Raw genomic sequence first — 16,987 nt, forward strand, 5'->3', positions numbered from 1 at the left:
GACATGAGCGGATCGCTTCAGGGCAAAACGTTATTCATTACCGGGGCTTCCCGTGGGATCGGCCTCGCCATCGCCCTGCGGGCGGCTCGGGACGGCGCGAACATCGCGATCGCGGCCAAGACCGACACGCCGCATCCGAAGCTGGAGGGCACCATCCACACCGCCGCCGCCGCCATCGAGGCGGCGGGTGGCCGGGCGCTGCCGCTCCTGGTGGATGTCCGCGACGAGGACAGCGTGGCTTCGGCCATAGCCAGGACGGCGGAGATTTTCGGCGGCATCGACATCGTGGTGAACAACGCCAGCGCGATTTCGCTGACCCGGACGCCCGAGACGGAGATGAAGCGCTTCGACCTGATGCACGGCATCAACACGCGCGGCACCTACATGGTCAGCAAGTATGCGATCCCGCATCTGGCCAAGGCGCAGAATCCGCACATCGTCATGCTGTCGCCGCCCCTCGACATGTCCGAGAAGTGGTTCGCGCCGCATCTGGCTTATTCCATTGCCAAGTACGGCATGTCGCTCTGCGTGTTGGGGCTGGCGGGCGAGCTGAAGCGCCAGGGCATCGCGGTGAACGCGCTCTGGCCGCGCACCACCATCGCCACGGCCGCCGTGAAGAACCTCCTCGGCGGCGAGGCCCTGATGCAGGCGAGCCGCACGCCCGAGATCCTGGCGGACGCCGCCCACGCGCTGTTCGGCCTGAACGCGCGGGAGGTCACTGGCCGCTTCCTCATCGACGACAGCTTCCTGGCCGAGCAGGGTGTCACGGACTTTTCAAAATACCGCGTCACATCCGGCATCCCTCTTGCGCCGGACTTCTTCGTGCCGGATGCGAGCACACCGCCTCCCGGGGCCTTCGCCTGAGACATCCCGCGTGATCTTCATCCACCAGCCGGTCGCCGGCGCCGGGCAGACCCTGCTCGAGCGCCGTTCCCTCGAACTGCAGGAGCCGATCCCCGACGACACCGTCTGGCTCGATATGGTGCGGCCGAGCCGGGAGGAGGACCTGAAGGTCGAGGCGTTCATGGGCATCTCGGTGCCGACCCGCGAGGAGATGAAGGACATCGAGCCCTCCGAACTCCTCTACGTGGAGGACGGAGCGCGCTACATGACCGGCCGCGTGCTGAGCAAGGTCAGCGAATCCGAGGAACCGGGCCTGGCCGGCATCACCTTCATCCTGCGCGGCAACCGCCTCGTGACGGTGCGCTACGAGGAGCCGCAGGCCTTCCGGATGTACACGCAGCGCGCCGGCCGCTCAACGGGCAACGGTCCCTCCGCCATCCCCTCGGGCGAGACCATCCTGGCCGGCCTCATCGAGACGGTGATCGACCGGGCGGCGGACGTGCTCCAGCTCCAGGGCGAGCGCATCGACCGGCTCTCGGGCAAGATCTTCGAGGAGAAGGAGGACCCGAGCGCACGCAACACCGCCCTGCAGGATACGCTGCGGGCCCTCGGGCGCCACGGCGACCTCATCTCGAAGCAGCGCGAGAGCCTCGTCTCGATGGAGCGCATCCTGCTCTCGCTCTCGGCGACCTACCGCACCGCCAAGGCCCCGCGGGAGTTGCGGGAAGACGTGCGCTCCACCCTGCGCGACCTCCAGTCGCTCGAGGAGCACGCCACCTTCCTGTCCTCGAAGATCCAGTTCCTCCTCGACGCCACCCTCGGCCTCGTGAACCTGGAGCAGAACAACATCATCAAGCTGTTCTCGGTCATGGCGGTGGTCTTCATGCCGCCGACCCTGATCGCGTCGATCTACGGCATGAACTTCAAGGCCATGCCGGAACTCGACTGGGGGTTCGGATACCCGATGGCGATCGTCATGATGGTCGTGGCGGCCGTGCTTCCATACGTGTTCTTCCGCTGGAAGCGCTGGCTCTGAGGAGATCTCTCGCGGCGCATCGGGCCGCCCGTGAAATCCACGGCTGAGAGCCTCGCGGAACTCCCGATCGGCGCCGGTTCTCGCTCTCTATACGAGGCGCGGCGGACGTCTTGTGAGATCCGCTCGAAAGGCGGCATACGGGGAACTGCGTATCGCAGGATGGCGCTCGACCCGTCGAGCCGGATTTCGGGATCTCTCGTCGATGTGCGGACGCTTCTTCATCGCCCAGGCCCCCGAGATCTTTCGGACCTTCTACGGCTACGCGGAGATGCCGAACTTCCCGCCACGCTACAACGTGGCCCCGACCCAGCCCGTCCCGGTGGTGCTCGTGGAGGGGGGGCGGCGGCAGTTCAGGCTGGTCCGCTGGGGCCTCTGGCCGAGCTGGGTCAAGGACCCGAAGGACTTTCCCCTCGTCATCAATGCGCGGGCCGAGACCCTTCGGGAGAAGCCGACCTTCCGCGGCGCCCTGCGCCATCGCCGCTGCGTCTTCCTGGCCGACGGCTTCTACGAGTGGCGCCGGGAGGGGAAGGGCAGGGGGGCCACGAAGACCCCCTTCATGATCCGCCGCGCCGACGGCAAGCCCATGGCGCTCGCCGGTCTCTGGGAGAACTGGCTCGGGGCCGACGGCTCGGAGGTGGACACCGCCGCCATTGTCACGACGGACGCCAACGGAACCATGGCCGCCGTGCACGACCGGATGCCCGCGATCCTGGCGCCCGATCAGATCGAACCCTGGCTCGACACGCGCAGTGTCGAACCGGACGCGGCCGTGGGCCTCTGCCGGCCCTGCCCGGACGAATGGTTGACCCTCGATCCCGTCAGCCCACGGGTGAACGATGCGCGCACCGATGCGCCCGACCTGATCGAACCCCTGGCCGCGCCGCGTCCCGGCCCGCCGAAGACGGACGCGCCCGCCGCGACGGCGCCGCGCTCCAGCGACGAAGACGCGCAGGGCGCGCTCTTCTGACGACGATGCCCCCGTGCACGAAAATGGCGGTCGACACGGTCTCTCGCAGCGCAACGAAACCGCCCTCTGGTCGTTCAGGACAGGCAACACCAACCCGAAAACGGGAGACCCGCCATGTCTATCCTGAACCCGCTCCGCATCGCCGCGGCCGCCAGCCTTCTCGCCCTCACGGCCGGCGCCGCATCGGCCCAGAACCCTGACCTGACCAAGAACCCCGAGAACACTGGCCGGGCCGCGACCGCCACCGAAGCGACCCAGAAGAACGACAGCCTGAAGGAGTGGCAGGTCGCCAAATCCGCCAAGACCAGCCTGGCGTCGGCGATCGCCACGGCGGAGGCCAAGGGCGAGGAGAAGGGTGGCCGCGCCATCGACGCCGACTTCGAAAAGGCCGACAGCAAGAACCCCGCGCACTACGCGATCAAGGTCGTCTACCCGAGCGGCAAGCTCGTCGAGTACGGCATCAACGCCGACACGGGCGAACTCTACAAGACCGAGAACCAGCCGATCGAGCGCTACTTCACCCGCCTGAAGCCCGCGGACTTCCAGAACGCCAAGGTCTCGCTCAAGGACGCGATCGCGTTGGCCGAGCAGAAGGCCCCGGGCAGCAAGGCCTACGAGGCCGAGGTGGAGCGCGAGGGCAAGGCCGTCGAGTACGAGATCAAGGTCGCGCTCACGGACCGTGAGCAGAAGATCAAGGTCGGACCGGACGGCACGGTGAAGAACGACTGACCGACTCCTCGATGATGCCGGGCGCTCCGAAAGCGGGGGCGCCCGGTCCCCGGGCCGATGCGGGCCCGCGCACGCGACGCAGTTGCATCGGACGCATAAAGACCGCATCGGTCACGGCAAGCCCTCCGGGGCGGCCGCAGGGACGAGGGCAGCATGACGTCGGACGAGATCGAAACCATGAACCTGGCCCGGGCCAGCCTCGCCCGCCAGCGCGGGGCGCTCGCCCGCCGCATCGGGGCCAGCGAGGTCGCCGCTCCCTCGGCCGCCGAGGATCTGACCCGCATCCTGCTCGCCATCGAGGCCGTCGACCGGGCCCTGGTCGATGCCGGCCGCCCCTACGTCCCGGCCGGGCACTGAAGCCGGCACCGACATGGACGAGACACGGGATTCGAACGGCACCAAGCTCGCCGACGGCGATTTGGTGACGCTGATCAAGGACCTGAAGGTGAAGGGCACCTCCACCACCCTGAAACGCGGCACCCTGGTCAAGAACATCCGCCTCACCGACGATCCGGGGGAGATCGAATGCAACGCCGAGAAGGTGAAGGGCCTGGTTCTGAAGACCGCCTTCCTCAAGAAAGCCTGAGCCGAAGGGCGGGACCTACTCGTCGCCGATGTTCATGGGACGGGGCGGCGAGCGAGTGAGACTGCGGATTGCGCGGAGCGGTCGGCCCGACTTCTCCGAAATCGCCCGGTCCTGCTCTTCGATGAGCTCGCGGGCCGGGGCGTCCCCGTCGAGGCCGCCGAGGATCTCCATCGGAACGCGCCGGTTCGAGGCGCGGGACTCGTCTTCGTAGAGGACGTCGAACAGGACGGAGCCGCGCTCCTGCGGTTTCGACTTGGTACGCTTGGCCATGGGGAAACACGCTCGAACTTGGACGGCGGACGGGGGAAAAGCCAACGGCCACGGATGCGGGCGTGGCGGGTGCGCGTACATCCGGCGTCACCCTGGCCCTGCATCGTGGCCGTCTCCGATCGAGCGACGCGAGTCGCGACCGGCATGTCGCCTAGATGGTGCCGGACGGCGCCTTTGACAAGCCACACCCGGCCGCTGTCGCGCGCGGGGCGCCTCTGGCACGATGCATGCGCGGCGGCATAGGCCCGCCTTCGGAGATCGCATGACCGACACGCGAACGCTGACGCGCTTTTCCGTCGAACCCTTGAGCCGCATGACGCGTCACCTCGCGGCGGTCGCTTCAGGCCGGGCCGAGCCCGACCGCGTCCTCACCGGCGCACGCCTGCTCTCGACCTATTCCGAGCGCATCCTGCCCGATCGTGAGGTTTGGATCGCCGGCGGCCGGATCGCCGCCGTCAAGCCGGCGGGCACCTACCGGGGCGGAGCGCCGCGCCACGACCTCGGCGGCGGCCTGCTCGCGCCGGGGCTCGTGGATCCGCACCTGCACATCGAGAGCAGCATGGTCACGGCCTGCGCCTATGCTGAGGCCGCGCTCCTCAACGGCACCACCACCATCGTCTGCGACAGCCACGAGATCGGCAATGTCCTCGACAGCGACGGCATCGCCTGGATGCTGGAGGATGCCCGCGCGGCGCCCCTCAACATCTACCTCACGGTGCCGAGCACCGTGCCGGCGACGTCGCCCGACCTGGAGACGGCCGGCGGCGATCTCGACGCGGCCAAGATCGCGGCCCTGTTCGATGCCTGGCCGGAGGCGATCGGCCTCGGCGAGAAGATGGACTTCGTCGCGGTCTGTGAGGGCGATGCCCGCGCTCACGCCATCATCCGGGCCTCCCTGGAGCGAGGCCGCCCGGTCTCGGGCCACATCTACGGGCGCGAGTTCGTGGCCGCCTACGCCGCCAGCGGCGTCACCGACACGCACGAGGCCATCGACCGCGACATCGCAGACGACCTCTTGGAGGCGGGCCTCTGGATCTACCTGCGCGGCGGTCCACCGACCACGCCCTGGCACAGCCTGCCCAAGGCCATCGGCACGATGCTGGATTACGGTGCCGCCGCCAAGCGGATCTGCGTCTGCACGGACGACCGCGACGCGCAGGACCTCCTCGCCTTCGGCCTCGACTGGGTCGTGCGCGAGGCGGTCCGCATGGGCATCCCAAAGGTGCAGGCGTGGTCGATGGGCTCGCTGCACCCGGCCACCCGCTACGGCCTCGACGGCGAGATCGGCGGCTTCGGCGGCGGTCGCCGGGCCGACCTCGTGCTCCTCGACGACGATCTCGTGCCCCAATCCACCTGGTATGGGGGCGAACTGGTCATCGAGAACCGCCGGATCACGCCGATCCTCGAGGCCGCCCTGTCGCGCCCCTATCGCTACCCGGCGCCGGCCTACGCCACCATGCACCTGCCCGACCCGCTTCCCGCGCTGATCCCCGAACTGCCGACGGAGCCGTGCCGGATCAACGCGATCCGCACCACGCTGCCCGGCATCGAGCTCACCCACGAGGTCGTCGATCTCGTGCCCGGCATCGACTGGGCCGCGACGCTGGCGGAAAACGACCTCTGCTTCGTCACCGTGATCGAGCGCCACGGCCGCGCCGGAAATCTCGCCCACGGCCTGCTGCGCGCCTTCGGGCTGAAGCGCGGCGCGGTGGCGAGCAGTGTTGGCCACGATTCGCACAACGTCATCGTCGCCGGCCTCAACGAGGCCGACATGCGCGTCGCCCTCGATGCGCTCAGCGGGATCCAGGGCGGCGTCTGCGTGGTCGAGGACGGGCGCGTCGTCGCCCTGGTGCCGCTGCCGGTGGCGGGGCTCCTATCGGACAAGCGCGTCACCGCCGTGGCCGAGGAGGTGCGGGTCCTCAAGGAAGCCTGGGACCGGGCCGGCTGCACCATCCCCTACATGGGCTTCAACCTGATCCCGCTCTCGGTGATCCCGGAGATCCGCATCACCGACAAGGGTCTCGTCCTGGTGCCGGGCATGCGCATCGTGCCCCTGTTCGAGGCCGCCTGAGTACGGTTCCGGCTCGAAGACCGGGAACCATCGCCGCAGCGCGTCGTTGTTCGGACAGGTCTCAACAGCCTCTCGATCCTCCCAAGCTCATCCAGCCTGCACACCGCTCTCCGGTGGGCGGGCTGTTTCTTTGTCGCGCGGGTGGACGCGGAGCCGTCCTCCGGAGTCGCCCATGCGTAGCCTGCTCACCCTCGTCATCGTCGGCGCCATCGCGTTCGTGCTCGTGGGCATGTACGTGGCCCCCGGCCAGCCCGAACTCCGGGCCTGGTATCTGCGCAATGCCTGCGAGCACCTCGACAAGGTCTCGCCCGAGATCTGCGCCCCCATGCGCCGGGCCAATACGGGCGTGCCGACCTGAGCGCGATCCGCCGCGCCGGAGACTGGTTCTTCCGTGACCGGACGACCGGGGCGATCACGATCGCGCAGGCGCCGAACGCGCCGCTCCTCGTCTTCGCGGCCTGCGCGCTGACAGACTGGCTGATCGCGCCGGAGGGCCGCGCCGGTATCCTGCTGCGCGGACTCGGCACCCTGGCCCTGGCCTACTGGGCGTTGGACGAGATCATCCGTGGCGTGAATCCCTGGCGGCGCTGCCTCGGGGCGGCTGTCCTGTCGGGCCTCGCCTGGAATTTCGCTCGGGCGCTGACCTGATCGCAGCAAAGCTGCTTGCGAAGCGGCACGGCTCGCCTATCATCCGGAGCCAAGCGAAGCGCTGTAGAGGCGGGCGGATGACGTTCTTCATCGGAATTGCCGGGCCCTGGCTCGTGGTTGCCACCCTGGCGCTTCTTTCAGTCAACCGTGAGCGTGACTTGGCGGTCGAGCGCGCCGCGCGGTCCGCCGCTCCGGACGGTGCGTCGTCGCAGAGCGTTGCCCACAGCGCCTACCTCGCCTAACTCGCTTCCCATCTTCGGACAGGCCGGACAGCCTGCCGACCGGATAGGGGATGCGACGTGGCGCAAGGGGACGTGACGAAAGCGGACGTGGCGCCAGTGGGTGAGACGGCCGCCCGACCGCCCGCGGGACAGCGCGCCGTGAAGGTATGGCTCTACCTTCTGGCGGCCCTCGTCGTCGGGATGGTGGCCGTCGGCGGCGCGACGCGGCTGACCGGGTCCGGGCTTTCCATCACCGAGTGGCGCCCCGTCACCGGGGCGGTTCCGCCCCTCTCGGCCGAGGCCTGGGCGGCGGAATTCGACAAGTACAAGGACACGCCGCAGTACCGCATCCTGAACCAGGGCATGGGGCTGTCCGACTTCAAGGTGCTCTATGCCTGGGAATGGGGTCACCGCCTCCTCGGGCGCGTCGTCGGCCTCGTCTTCTTCCTGCCGCTGCTCTGGTTCTGGTGGCGCGGAGCGCTGACCCGCCGCCTCGGCCTCGGCCTCCTCGGTCTCGGCCTCCTCGGCGGCCTGCAGGGCGCGATCGGCTGGATCATGGTGGCCTCGGGCCTTCAGCCCGGCATGACGGCGGTGGCGCCTCTCAAGCTCGCCCTGCACCTCACCACGGCGAGCCTGATCCTGGCGGGCCTGGTCTGGCTCGCCGCCGGCCTGCGCCCGCGCGTCGCGCCGCCCGAACCCGCGCGCCTGCGCGTGACGGCGGTGGCGATCATGGGCCTCGTGCTCGCACAGATCTTCCTCGGCGGGCTCGTGGCCGGCTCGAAGGCCGGCCTCGTCTACAACACCTGGCCGAGCATGAACGGCATGCTGGTGCCGCCCGCGAGCGAACTCTTCGCGGTCTCGCCCTGGATCGAAAACTTCGTCGACAACCTCACCCTGGTTCAGTTCAACCACCGTCTGACGGCCTACCTGCTGCTGGCGCTGGCGCTCGCGCACGCCCTCGACGCGCGGCGTACGTGGCCGGGCTCGGGCCTCGCCCGGCGTGCCACGGGGATCGCGGGCCTCGTCGTGGCCCAGGCCTGCCTCGGCATCCTCACCCTGCTGCTCGCCGTCCCCCTCTGGGCCGCCCTGTCGCATCAGGTCTTTGCGATGGCGGTGCTGACGATGGCGACCGTCCATGCCCGTGCCACCCGATCCGTGGCCGCGACGACGCCGAACCTCGAGAGCCCGACCACGCCCTTCGGCTTCGAGACTCTGGCGGGCCGGGCCGCCTGATCCGCCCGCGATGTGTGGATCGCCACATCGCGTTTGCAGTGCAGCGAACCACTCTGACCCCTCGGGCGTTCAACGCCCCTGTCGGGACCACGACCTGCGTCGTCGCGGTGACCCGACCTGAACACGAGAGGATCAGACCTGGATGCAGGACGCCGACATCGAACGCCCCACGAACGCCCCGTCCTCAGCCCCCGGCCAGCCCGCAACCGCCACGACCCGTCCACCGGAAGTCCCAGGCCCCGAGCCCCGCAAGCCGCATCCCTGGCCGCTCATCCTCGGCCTCACCGGTCTGCTCGGTGCCGTCTGGGCGATAGCCATCGTCAGCCGCTACCCGAACATCCTTCCGGGCTAGGGACACGGCGCGCCGCTACGTCGAAAAGATAGGTGTTGATGAACACGAGTCGGTATTTGCCGCAGGGAACGCTGCAACCGATTGAAGCGTAGCCTTCGGAGATAAACCGGAGGTCGGCGATGCTATTAGCGGACGACGGACGCCCAACGGGAGTAACCTGGAACTACACGCGCCGCGAGATGCTGGCGGACGGCGCCATCCACGTCATCGGCGTCGCCTTCGGCGTCGCCGGTGCCATCGGCATCGTGGTGATCGCGGCGCTCTCACCACTCGATTGGGTCGAGCGGACCGGCGTTGCCATCTACGCGGCCGGCCTCGTCTCGATGCTGGGCGTCTCGGCCACCTACAACATGTGGCCGGTGTCCCGGCGCAAATGGCTCCTGCGCCGTGCCGACCATGCCCTGATCTACCTCATGATCGCCGGGACCTATACGCCCCTCGTCGCCATCGTGGGTGACGGAACACCGGCCTGGGGCCTTCTCGGCACGGTCTGGATCGTGGCCGCCATCGGCATGGCCCTGAAGCTGGCGCTGCCGGGCCGCTACGATCGCGCCGCCATCGGTCTCTACCTCACTCTCGGCTGGAGCGGGGTCGTCGCCTACGACGCGGTCATCGGCCGGCTCGGCCCGGATGCCCTCTGGCTCCTCGCCTTCGGCGGCCTGCTCTACTCGGTCGGCGTGATCTTCCACGTCTGGCGCAGCCTGCCTTACCAGAACGCGATCTGGCACGCCTTCGTCCTCGCGGCGACCGCCTGCCATTTCGGCGCCGTGCTCAGCACGGTGATGAGCGCCGGGATCTGAAGACACACACGAAAAATCCGGCCGCTCCCAGCGGCCGGATTTTCACGTTCAGAGCAGCGGCCGCACGACCGCGCCCGGCTCGACCCTACTTGCCCGAGCAGAGACCCCGGTCGGCCAAGCTGCGGTGTTCGCGCGGGTCGCAATCCGTGGAGAGGAACGAGGCCCATTCGGCGGTGGTGCCGTAGAAGGCGTTTCGATCGACATCGCCGCGCACGCCGGGCACCCGGCCGGTGGAGGTGAACTGCCACAGCATCCACTTGCGCTTGGCATAGCGCTGCTCGGGCTCGGCAGCGGTCGAACGGACCCAGTGCGGGTAATCCGGCAGCTCGTCCTCGAGCACGTCCTTGTGGAAGGTGATGTCGGTGTAGATGATCGGGCGCTTGCCCGTGTAGCTCTCCATCTCGTCGAGCATGTAGCGGATCATCGCCAGGGCCTGGGCCTTGGGCAGCTTCTTGGGGCAGAGCTGCGAATGGCCGTTCCACTCCACGTCGAGGACGGGGGGGAGGGCGGTGGGATCGTTCGGCACGTTCTTCTTGAACCAGGCCATCTGGTCCTGCGCCGAGCGGCACCAGAACACGAAGTGGTAGGCTCCGCGCGGAACACCGGCCTGGGCGGCCCCGTCCCAATTGGCGCGGAAGCGCTCGTCGACGTGATCGCCGCCCTCTGTCGCCTTGATGAAGGCGAATTGCGTGCCGGCGGCGCGCACCGACATCCAGTCGATCGGCCCCTGCCATTTCGAGATGTCGATGCCCTGGATCGGGTGCTGCTTGGCCCGTGCCACGCCCGGATGGGGCTTGGCGTCACCCTTGGTAGGATAGAAATCCGTGGTGCCCGAGCAGGCCGCGAGCGTCGCGAGCACGGCGACCGCTACACCGCGCCGGAGCACACCCGAAACCGTCGACCGGACAGTACGGCGATGCGGAACGAGCGGTGCCCCCTGGCAGGCGGACTGACCCTCGTATGTCGAGACGGACCCGTTCCTTAGCGACATCGATGCCCGATCCATCATCATTTTACGCGCTACACCAATGGCTAAGGCATGCCCGGGCGCGGTTAACAGACCTTTGACGGCATTGCGGCGGATTTCCGGAAGCCGTGTCCGCGCAGTCACATCGGTCGCGGGCATCCACGCTGGCGTTTCCCGTGTGATCCGGCCTAAGTGTCGGCCAGGGCTCAAGCTTTCGTGATCCGGAGGGAACCGTGAAGACCTTGTTCACCATCGGGTACGAAGGCCTCGACCCCGAGCGTCTCCACGTCGCCCTCAAGGATGCGGGTGTTGCGACCCTGGCGGACGTCCGGGCGGTGGCGAATTCGCGCAAGCGCGGATTCTCCAAGACGGCCCTGCGCCTCGGCCTCGAGGCGGCGGAACTGAGCTATGCGCACGTGCGCGCCCTCGGGACCCCGAAGGCGGGGCGTCTGGCCGCCCGCGCCCACGATGCCGGCCTGATGCGGCGGATCTACTGCGAGGAGGTCCTCGACACCGCCGACGGCGGCCTCGCCCTGGATGAACTCTGCGCGCTCGCCGCGCGCGCGCCGACCTGCCTGCTCTGCTTCGAGCGCGAGCCGGAACTCTGTCACCGGCGCGTGCTGGCGGAGCGGATGGAAGCACGCGGTTTCCGCACGGTCGACCTGTTCGGATGAGGGCGAGCCGGGAGCGGCGGAACGACATTCGCGCTCAGGTTGAATTCGGTCTCCACCGGCATCTATTACACGTCAAGCGACCGCCGAAAGCCTTGACAATCTAGAGTTATCGCAATTTTCTCTCACAGCCGCGAGCAGGCGGGATGCCCGATGACCCGAAGAGCGCTGGACGAGACCCTCGATTTTCTTCGATCCCTCGATCGCACCGCGAATGTCGACGAGGTGTCGCGGCTCCTGATGACGGAACTCGCCGATTTCGGGATCGCGCACGCCATGGCGGGGACCGTGCCGCAGCGCGGAACGCCCACGCGCCAGCAGCGCGGCCATGTCCTCGTGAACACCTTCCCCAGCGAGTGGGGCCAGCGCTACCTCGCGCGCGGCTACGCCTTCCACGACCCCACCGTACGCCAACTCGGGTTCAGCACCACGCCGTTCGCCTGGAGCGACCTCGGGCCTCGCCTCGCCGGCGATGCCGCGGCCCTGCGGGTAATGAACGAGGCAGGCGAGTTCGCCCTGCGGGACGGCATCACCGTGCCGCTGATGACCCTCGACGGGAATGTCGCCGGTTTCAGCCTCTCGGGGGAGCGCCTCGCCCTCGACCCGGCCGACCGGCCGATGCTCCACCTCATGGCCACCTACGCCTTCGGCCACCTCCTGCGCCTGCGCGGTCGGAATGCGCCCGTTGCAGCGATCAAGCTGGCGCCACGTGAGCGGGAGGCTCTGCAATGGGCGGCCGAGGGCAAGACCGACTGGGAGATCGGCGAGGTGATGGGCATCTCGACCCATGGGGTGGATTTTCACCTCAGGTCCGCCCGGACCAAGCTCGGCACCACCAACCGCACGCAGGCCGTGGCCGTGGCGCTCCGGCGCGGGCTGATCCACTGAGCCCACGCCCCTGACCGGCGCGGGCGACAGATAACCATATCGCTGACACGAAGCGCAAAGGCTGGACGGCGCGATCCAGCGCCGCGCCTGTGCACGGTCGCGCCCCAATCCCGCTTGCGCTGGCGCGATACCCTACGGCTTTCCGTAGGTTTGTGACACTCTCGAAACTGTCAGAAACGCTCCACACACGGAGGTTTCGACATGATCCATCTCGTCACAGCCGCAAATCAGTATCAGTATTGCGAAGAAATGGAACAGGCCTGGCGCCTGCGTCATACAGTCTTCGTGGAGGAGAAGGGTTGGTCCGACCTTGCGCGACCTGATGGCCGTGAGATCGACCAGTTCGATACGTCGGAGGCGATCCATATCCTGGCGATCGAGGAGGGACGGGTGATCGGCTACAGCCGTCTTCTGCCCACCACGCGACCGCACCTGCTCTCGGACGTGCTGCCCCAGCTCTGCGAAGGGGAACTGCCCCGCGGTCACGACACCTGGGAATGGACGCGCCAAGCCGTGGCCCGCTCGCACCGGGCGCGCGGCAAGGCCGTCAACCCGGTCTCCCTGGCGCTGCTCTCCGGCATCCTGGAATGGGGCATGGCCAACGGCGTGCGCCGTCTCGTGCTGCAGATGCCGACCCTCTACCTCCTGCACGTGGTGCAGTTGCATTTCCGAGCACGGCCCCTCGGGCTGCCACAATCGATCAGTGGCGAGGAGATCATCGCCGCGACCGCGGAGTTCGACGAGCGCACCCTCGCGCGCCTGCGCAGCCTGCGCGGCGACCCTCGTCCGGTTCTCGCACCGTCCTACCCCCATCTCGCGGCCTGACACACGCCCCTTTCGGAGAACTCCCATGTCCCAGACCACACGCGCCTTCGACGAGGCGACGCTGGATCTGCTCGCGAATCACTGCATCGCGGCGCGCACCATGATCGACGCGGTCGGGACACCGGTGATGCGGCGGCTCATCGATCTCCTCCTCTTCGAGGTCGGCGTCGCCCTCAGCGCGCCGGTCACCGAACTCCAGCCCGTCCTCGAGCCCGCCGAGTAGGCGATCGGCTTCGCGAGCGGGAAACCCCGCTCACCCAGGCGCAACGGCGACGTCAGCGTCCGCCGCCTCCGCCACGCATGCTGCGCTGTCGACAGGTCCGGCCCATATCTTCGAATCCGGCCGGACAGCGTCGCACGCAGGCTCCGGCGGCGTACTTCAACGGCGGGCGGCACGCCCGGCTGAAGCGCTGCTCCTGAAACAGGAAATCTTTGGACGGGCTCTGAGCCGCCGCCGGAAGCGCCGACATCATCGGCAGGGTGAGCATCAACAGGGCTGCGCGGGAAAAGCGGCTCATCGTCGGTTCCAGTTCCAAAGCACGGGACCAACCGGTTCGACGCCCAGGGGTTCAACCGTCGGTCATGATGCCGACGACGGAGGGCGCAGGCGGGCCATGCGCGACGTGGCGCACGACGACCACGACGACATTGCGCAGGTCGGAAAGTCGCGTCGTTCGAGGAGGCCGGTGGACCCGTCACGCAGGATTCCAGCGCTGGCGCAGCGGCTCAGCCGACAGGGCCGTGCTGCGGCTCGCAACCGTCGACGACACGCGCGGGATCGGTGCTCGCAACCAGGAAGCCGCCGAGGCGCGACGCCTCGCAGCAGATCGAACCCGAGCCCTGGGTCGAAGCGCGATCGTCAGGCGCGACGCCCACCGAAGGAACGTCGAGCGGACAGAGCGTGCAACGGACTTTGTGAAAACGCCGGAGGCTCGGTAGCAGCCTCACGAAGATCGAAGGGGAAACACCAACAAAACCAAGTTGGTGCGGCCAAGAGGACTCGAACCTCCACCCCTTGCAGGACTAGCACCTCAAGCTAGCGCGTCTACCAATTCCGCCATGGCCGCATTGTCTCACCGCGTTCGCTGCGTCCGCCGCCCCGTGGGGTGAAGCGAACGATCTCTCGTGGCGCGGCGCAGCTAGTAGCAGACGAAATTTCGTCCGACAAGCGCTGCGGCGGCGGGATCAGCGGAAATCGCCGGCGCCCTCCAGGATCGGCACCGCGCCGTCCCCGATGGTCACGCCGGGCAACCGCACGACCTCGGCCTTGCGGATCAGTTCCGTGATCTCGACGGAGATCCGGTTGCCCGTGACCACGATCTGGCCGCGGGCGATCGGGTGGTCGTTGGCGAGAATCTCGACCATATCGGTCTCGGTGGATTCGAGTTCGATCACCGCACCGCGGCCCATGCGCAGCAGCATGTGCAGGGGCATGTGACTGCGCCCGAGCACCACCGTTAGATCGACCTTGAGGTCTTCGAGAACCGCCACGCGACCCGTTCCTTCCTTGGGACGCCCGGCGCGAAGCGGCGCCCGTCCCTTGCCGACTGTCCATGCGCGATGGTGAAGTCTTGGTAAACGAAACGATAACCGCCCCCCGTCTTGCCCTGCCGACGGGCTATTTCCGCGCCGGGCCGGGTTCCACGCCGGTGGAGTGGCGCATCAGCGACGCGCCCGTGCCCTACGCGGCGGCGGTGGCGTGGATGGAGGCGCGGGCCGAGGCCATCGCGACGGGCACGGCTTCGGAATGCGTCTGGCTGCTGGAGCATCCGGCGCTCTACACGGCGGGCACCTCGGCGCGGGAGGCGGACCTCGTCGCGCCCGACCGCTTTCCCGTGCATCGCACCGGGCGAGGCGGGCAGTACACCTATCACGGCCCCGGGCAGCGGGTGGCCTACGTGATGCTCGACCTCGACCGGCGCCGGCGCGACCTGCGGGCCTACGTGGCGGCCCTGGAGGCCTGGATCATCGCCACCCTGGAGGCCTTCAACGTACGAGGCGAGCGGCGCGAGGACCGGGTCGGCGTCTGGGTCCGGCGCCCGGAGAAGGGGGAGGGCGTCGAGGACAAGATCGCGGCGATCGGCATCCGCGTGCGCCGCTGGGTGAGCTTCCACGGCATCAGCCTCAACGTGGAGCCGGACCTGTCGCATTTCAGCGGCATCGTCCCCTGCGGGATTTCCGGCCACGGCGTCACCAGCCTCGTCGACCTCGGCCAGCTCGTGACGCTGCCGGAGGCCGACATGGCGTTGCGCGCGGCCTTCGAGGCCATTTTCGGCGAAACGGTTCTGGTCGAGGATCGCGCGGCGGCAGTTGGGGACCTGGCCTAGACGACCGGTACGCCCCGCCCCTTGGCGTGCTCGGCGGGCTCCACGTGGATGACGACGACAGACCCCTCGATGGCACCCTCGATGGCCGCCTCGAGACGGTCGCAGATCGCGTGCGAATCCTGCACCGTCATGCTGCCCGGCACGACGAGGTGGAAGTCGATGAAGGTCGCCTGGCCCGCGTGGCGCGTGCGGACGTCGTGGGCCTCCAGGGCACCGACGCTGTGCAGCGAGATGAGTTCGCGGATCTTGGCCACCATCTCGGGTGGGGCCGCCCGGTCCATGAGGCCGCTCACCGATTCGCGCACCATCCCCCAGCCCGACCAGAGGATGTTGAGGGCGACGAGGCCGGCGATGAGCGGATCCAGGATGGCGAGGCCCGTCGCCGTCACCAGGGCCACGCCAGCGAGGACGCCGCCGGAGGTGACGACGTCGGCCATGACGTGACGCGCATCCGCGACCAGCGCGGGCGAGCGCCAGGCTCGGCCCCGCGCCAGCAGGGCGGTGGCCCAGGCCCCGTTGATCGCGGTGGCGATGCCGTTGACCGCGAGCCCGAGGAGCGGCGCGTCGAGGGGCTTGGGGGCGAGCAGGCCGTGGAAGGATTCCCGGAGGATCAGGATCGCCGCGACGATGATCAGCGCACCCTCGATCACGGCGGAGAAGTACTCCGCCTTATGATGTCCGTAAGGGTGGTCGTCGTCGGCCGGGCGCGCGGCGACCCGCAGGGCGACGAGGGCAAACACCGCCGCCACGACGTTGATGATGCTCTCGAGGGCGTCGGAGTACAGCGCGAGACTGCCCGTCAGCCAGTAGGCCGCGAATTTCAGGCCCATCACCAGCACGCCGATTCCGGCGCTGACGAGGGCGGCTTTCTGGGTACGATCCATGACGGCGTCCGAGTTATCCCGGAGGGTCACGTCACCGCCCGGCCCGCGAGCCCATAGCGGCAGTGGCCGCGCCAAGGCCACGGCAAAGGTTGAACCCGTCGCTGAAGGATTGAGCCCCGGCTATGACGGCTCGGCCTCGGGAGGGGACGCGTCCGGCGTCCGCGCGTGTTCGCGGGCCTCGAACCGGGCCGCCTGCTGGCGGGCGCGGTCCGCCTTGCGCCGGTGGCCGCGCGCCAGCCAGCCCCAGCGGCTCGCCGCGGCGAGGGCCTCCAACCGAAGCGCCTCGCGCTCCCAGTAGGTCACGAGTTGCCCGTCGAGGGTCACGCGCCGCCGCGCCGCCCGGACCCTGCTCCCGTCGCTCATGCCGTCTCCCCCACCGGATGCGTTCCTTATACGAGGATGGGTCCGCTCCGCGCGGACGGGATCGTCACGCCGGGCGGGCCGCTACGGAGAGGATGGCGCTTCGGTCTGAACGATGTCGAGGGCCTGCGGATCCTCGGCGAAGCCGGACGTGCCGGCATCCGGCACCGGGGAGGCCGGCGTTCCGAACGGCCGGCTCGGGTAGGCCTGCAGGAACTTCGCCCGGGCGTCGGGAACGTCCTCGGCCTTCAGACGCACGCAAGCGCGGTCCGGCAGGGGCCAGCGCGGATCGGCAGGGTCTCGGGGACT

25 protein-coding genes and 1 tRNA gene are annotated in these 16,987 nt (G+C 68.7%); 18 read left to right on the top strand and 8 right to left on the bottom strand.

The window, feature by feature from the left end; all coding sequences use genetic code 11:
- Positions 1-3: 3 nt before the first annotated feature.
- The 6 genes from MKK58_RS21595 to MKK58_RS21620 all read left to right on the top strand — a co-directional run bounded on the left by MKK58_RS21595 (position 4) and on the right by MKK58_RS21620 (position 4,161).
- On the top strand, positions 4-864 hold the full coding sequence (locus MKK58_RS21595) for an SDR family oxidoreductase (protein WP_243914662.1): 861 nt from the start codon (positions 4-6) through the stop codon (positions 862-864).
- A gap of 10 nt (positions 865-874) precedes the next feature.
- Positions 875-1,879, top strand: a complete 1,005-nt coding sequence (locus tag MKK58_RS21600; protein WP_243914663.1) for a magnesium transporter CorA family protein — start codon at positions 875-877, stop codon at positions 1,877-1,879.
- Positions 1,880-2,081: 202 nt separating this feature from the next.
- A complete protein-coding gene (locus tag MKK58_RS21605) occupies positions 2,082-2,846 on the top strand; it encodes an SOS response-associated peptidase (RefSeq protein WP_243914664.1) in 765 nt (254 codons plus the stop codon).
- A gap of 114 nt (positions 2,847-2,960) precedes the next feature.
- Positions 2,961-3,575, top strand: coding sequence for a PepSY domain-containing protein (locus MKK58_RS21610; protein WP_243914665.1), 615 nt, complete (start codon positions 2,961-2,963; stop codon positions 3,573-3,575).
- Between the two features lie 153 nt (positions 3,576-3,728).
- Complete coding sequence (locus tag MKK58_RS21615) at positions 3,729-3,932, top strand: hypothetical protein (RefSeq protein WP_243914666.1); 204 nt, start codon at positions 3,729-3,731, stop codon at positions 3,930-3,932.
- Positions 3,933-3,945: 13 nt separating this feature from the next.
- The gene (locus tag MKK58_RS21620) at positions 3,946-4,161 is read left to right on the top strand and encodes an alkylphosphonate utilization protein (protein ID WP_243914667.1); all 216 of its coding nucleotides are present in this window, start codon (positions 3,946-3,948) and stop codon (positions 4,159-4,161) included.
- 15 nt (positions 4,162-4,176) lie between these two features.
- On the opposite strand, the gene MKK58_RS21625 is transcribed toward MKK58_RS21620, so the two are convergent.
- Positions 4,177-4,431 carry a hypothetical protein gene (locus MKK58_RS21625; RefSeq protein WP_243914668.1) on the bottom strand — a complete coding sequence of 85 codons (255 nt, stop codon included), beginning with the start codon at positions 4,429-4,431 and terminating at the stop codon, positions 4,177-4,179.
- 262 nt (positions 4,432-4,693) lie between these two features.
- On the opposite strand from MKK58_RS21625, the gene MKK58_RS21630 reads away from it, so the two are divergent.
- The 7 genes from MKK58_RS21630 (at position 4,694) to trhA (ending at position 9,756) form a co-directional block, all read left to right on the top strand.
- Positions 4,694-6,502, top strand: coding sequence for an adenine deaminase C-terminal domain-containing protein (locus MKK58_RS21630; protein WP_243914669.1), 1,809 nt, complete (start codon positions 4,694-4,696; stop codon positions 6,500-6,502).
- Between the two features lie 172 nt (positions 6,503-6,674).
- Positions 6,675-6,860, top strand: a complete 186-nt coding sequence (locus tag MKK58_RS21635) for a hypothetical protein (protein ID WP_243914671.1) — start codon at positions 6,675-6,677, stop codon at positions 6,858-6,860.
- Positions 6,861-6,865: 5 nt separating this feature from the next.
- Complete coding sequence (locus MKK58_RS27170) at positions 6,866-7,150, top strand: hypothetical protein (RefSeq protein WP_243914828.1); 285 nt, start codon at positions 6,866-6,868, stop codon at positions 7,148-7,150.
- Positions 7,151-7,227: 77 nt separating this feature from the next.
- Positions 7,228-7,392: a hypothetical protein gene (locus MKK58_RS21645; protein ID WP_243914673.1), complete on the top strand. Its 165-nt coding sequence runs from the start codon at positions 7,228-7,230 to the stop codon at positions 7,390-7,392.
- Positions 7,393-7,464: 72 nt separating this feature from the next.
- A complete protein-coding gene (locus MKK58_RS21650; protein ID WP_409565287.1) occupies positions 7,465-8,604 on the top strand; it encodes a COX15/CtaA family protein in 1,140 nt (379 codons plus the stop codon).
- A gap of 142 nt (positions 8,605-8,746) precedes the next feature.
- On the top strand, positions 8,747-8,956 hold the full coding sequence (locus MKK58_RS21655) for a hypothetical protein (protein ID WP_243914675.1): 210 nt from the start codon (positions 8,747-8,749) through the stop codon (positions 8,954-8,956).
- A gap of 119 nt (positions 8,957-9,075) precedes the next feature.
- On the top strand, positions 9,076-9,756 hold the full coding sequence (trhA, locus tag MKK58_RS21660) for a PAQR family membrane homeostasis protein TrhA (protein ID WP_243914677.1): 681 nt from the start codon (positions 9,076-9,078) through the stop codon (positions 9,754-9,756).
- An 85-nt stretch (positions 9,757-9,841) separates the two neighbouring features.
- On the opposite strand, the gene MKK58_RS21665 is transcribed toward trhA, so the two are convergent.
- Positions 9,842-10,642: a glycoside hydrolase family 25 protein gene (locus MKK58_RS21665; RefSeq protein WP_243914679.1), complete on the bottom strand. Its 801-nt coding sequence runs from the start codon at positions 10,640-10,642 to the stop codon at positions 9,842-9,844.
- 323 nt (positions 10,643-10,965) lie between these two features.
- Between MKK58_RS21665 and MKK58_RS21670 the strand changes: the two genes are divergently transcribed.
- The 4 genes from MKK58_RS21670 (at position 10,966) to MKK58_RS21685 (ending at position 13,330) form a co-directional block, all read left to right on the top strand.
- Entirely contained in the window at positions 10,966-11,397 is a 432-nt protein-coding gene (locus MKK58_RS21670; RefSeq protein ID WP_243914830.1) for a DUF488 family protein, read from the top strand.
- 150 nt (positions 11,398-11,547) lie between these two features.
- A complete protein-coding gene (locus MKK58_RS21675) occupies positions 11,548-12,282 on the top strand; it encodes a helix-turn-helix transcriptional regulator (protein WP_243914682.1) in 735 nt (244 codons plus the stop codon).
- A 201-nt stretch (positions 12,283-12,483) separates the two neighbouring features.
- Positions 12,484-13,107 (top strand): acyl-homoserine-lactone synthase, encoded by a 624-nt coding sequence (locus tag MKK58_RS21680; protein WP_243914687.1) that lies wholly within the window; start codon positions 12,484-12,486, stop codon positions 13,105-13,107.
- A gap of 25 nt (positions 13,108-13,132) precedes the next feature.
- Complete coding sequence (locus MKK58_RS21685) at positions 13,133-13,330, top strand: hypothetical protein (RefSeq protein ID WP_243914688.1); 198 nt, start codon at positions 13,133-13,135, stop codon at positions 13,328-13,330.
- A 52-nt stretch (positions 13,331-13,382) separates the two neighbouring features.
- Here MKK58_RS21685 and MKK58_RS21690 read toward each other — a convergent pair whose 3' ends face one another.
- From MKK58_RS21690 to MKK58_RS21700, 3 genes are all read right to left on the bottom strand, one after another.
- The gene (locus MKK58_RS21690) at positions 13,383-13,625 is read right to left on the bottom strand and encodes a hypothetical protein (RefSeq protein ID WP_243914689.1); all 243 of its coding nucleotides are present in this window, start codon (positions 13,623-13,625) and stop codon (positions 13,383-13,385) included.
- Positions 13,626-14,089: 464 nt separating this feature from the next.
- Positions 14,090-14,174, bottom strand: a tRNA-Leu gene (locus MKK58_RS21695).
- 118 nt (positions 14,175-14,292) lie between these two features.
- A complete protein-coding gene (locus tag MKK58_RS21700; RefSeq protein WP_243914690.1) occupies positions 14,293-14,598 on the bottom strand; it encodes a FliM/FliN family flagellar motor switch protein in 306 nt (101 codons plus the stop codon).
- Between the two features lie 80 nt (positions 14,599-14,678).
- On the opposite strand from MKK58_RS21700, the gene lipB reads away from it, so the two are divergent.
- Positions 14,679-15,434 carry a lipoyl(octanoyl) transferase LipB gene (lipB, locus tag MKK58_RS21705; protein ID WP_243914691.1) on the top strand — a complete coding sequence of 252 codons (756 nt, stop codon included), beginning with the start codon at positions 14,679-14,681 and terminating at the stop codon, positions 15,432-15,434.
- Here lipB and MKK58_RS21710 read toward each other — a convergent pair.
- The 3 genes from MKK58_RS21710 to MKK58_RS21720 all read right to left on the bottom strand — a co-directional run bounded on the left by MKK58_RS21710 (position 15,431) and on the right by MKK58_RS21720 (position 16,936).
- Positions 15,431-16,318: a cation diffusion facilitator family transporter gene (locus MKK58_RS21710; RefSeq protein ID WP_243914692.1), complete on the bottom strand. Its 888-nt coding sequence runs from the start codon at positions 16,316-16,318 to the stop codon at positions 15,431-15,433. The genes lipB and MKK58_RS21710 overlap by 4 nt on opposite strands.
- 120 nt (positions 16,319-16,438) lie before the next feature.
- Positions 16,439-16,681: a hypothetical protein gene (locus MKK58_RS21715; protein ID WP_243914694.1), complete on the bottom strand. Its 243-nt coding sequence runs from the start codon at positions 16,679-16,681 to the stop codon at positions 16,439-16,441.
- An 81-nt stretch (positions 16,682-16,762) separates the two neighbouring features.
- On the bottom strand, positions 16,763-16,936 hold the full coding sequence (locus MKK58_RS21720) for a hypothetical protein (RefSeq protein WP_243914696.1): 174 nt from the start codon (positions 16,934-16,936) through the stop codon (positions 16,763-16,765).
- Positions 16,937-16,987 lie beyond the last annotated feature (51 nt).

The organism is Methylobacterium sp. J-078 (assembly GCF_022829285.1).
Lineage (GTDB): Bacteria > Pseudomonadota > Alphaproteobacteria > Rhizobiales > Beijerinckiaceae > Methylobacterium.

Coding starts and splice junctions, on each gene's coding strand:
- MKK58_RS21715 (WP_243914694.1), bottom strand. CDS start 16,681: ATGAGCGACGGGAGCAGGGTCCGGGCGGCGCGGCGGCGCGTGACCCTC.
- MKK58_RS21655 (WP_243914675.1), top strand. CDS start 8,747: ATGCAGGACGCCGACATCGAACGCCCCACGAACGCCCCGTCCTCAGCC.
- MKK58_RS21685 (WP_243914688.1), top strand. CDS start 13,133: ATGTCCCAGACCACACGCGCCTTCGACGAGGCGACGCTGGATCTGCTC.
- MKK58_RS21605 (WP_243914664.1), top strand. CDS start 2,082: ATGTGCGGACGCTTCTTCATCGCCCAGGCCCCCGAGATCTTTCGGACC.
- MKK58_RS21675 (WP_243914682.1), top strand. CDS start 11,548: ATGACCCGAAGAGCGCTGGACGAGACCCTCGATTTTCTTCGATCCCTC.
- MKK58_RS21625 (WP_243914668.1), bottom strand. CDS start 4,431: ATGGCCAAGCGTACCAAGTCGAAACCGCAGGAGCGCGGCTCCGTCCTG.
- MKK58_RS21680 (WP_243914687.1), top strand. CDS start 12,484: ATGATCCATCTCGTCACAGCCGCAAATCAGTATCAGTATTGCGAAGAA.
- MKK58_RS21620 (WP_243914667.1), top strand. CDS start 3,946: ATGGACGAGACACGGGATTCGAACGGCACCAAGCTCGCCGACGGCGAT.
- MKK58_RS21635 (WP_243914671.1), top strand. CDS start 6,675: ATGCGTAGCCTGCTCACCCTCGTCATCGTCGGCGCCATCGCGTTCGTG.
- MKK58_RS21615 (WP_243914666.1), top strand. CDS start 3,729: ATGACGTCGGACGAGATCGAAACCATGAACCTGGCCCGGGCCAGCCTC.
- MKK58_RS21710 (WP_243914692.1), bottom strand. CDS start 16,318: ATGGATCGTACCCAGAAAGCCGCCCTCGTCAGCGCCGGAATCGGCGTG.
- trhA (WP_243914677.1), top strand. CDS start 9,076: ATGCTATTAGCGGACGACGGACGCCCAACGGGAGTAACCTGGAACTAC.
- MKK58_RS21630 (WP_243914669.1), top strand. CDS start 4,694: ATGACCGACACGCGAACGCTGACGCGCTTTTCCGTCGAACCCTTGAGC.
- MKK58_RS21690 (WP_243914689.1), bottom strand. CDS start 13,625: ATGAGCCGCTTTTCCCGCGCAGCCCTGTTGATGCTCACCCTGCCGATG.
- MKK58_RS21645 (WP_243914673.1), top strand. CDS start 7,228: ATGACGTTCTTCATCGGAATTGCCGGGCCCTGGCTCGTGGTTGCCACC.
- MKK58_RS21595 (WP_243914662.1), top strand. CDS start 4: ATGAGCGGATCGCTTCAGGGCAAAACGTTATTCATTACCGGGGCTTCC.
- MKK58_RS21610 (WP_243914665.1), top strand. CDS start 2,961: ATGTCTATCCTGAACCCGCTCCGCATCGCCGCGGCCGCCAGCCTTCTC.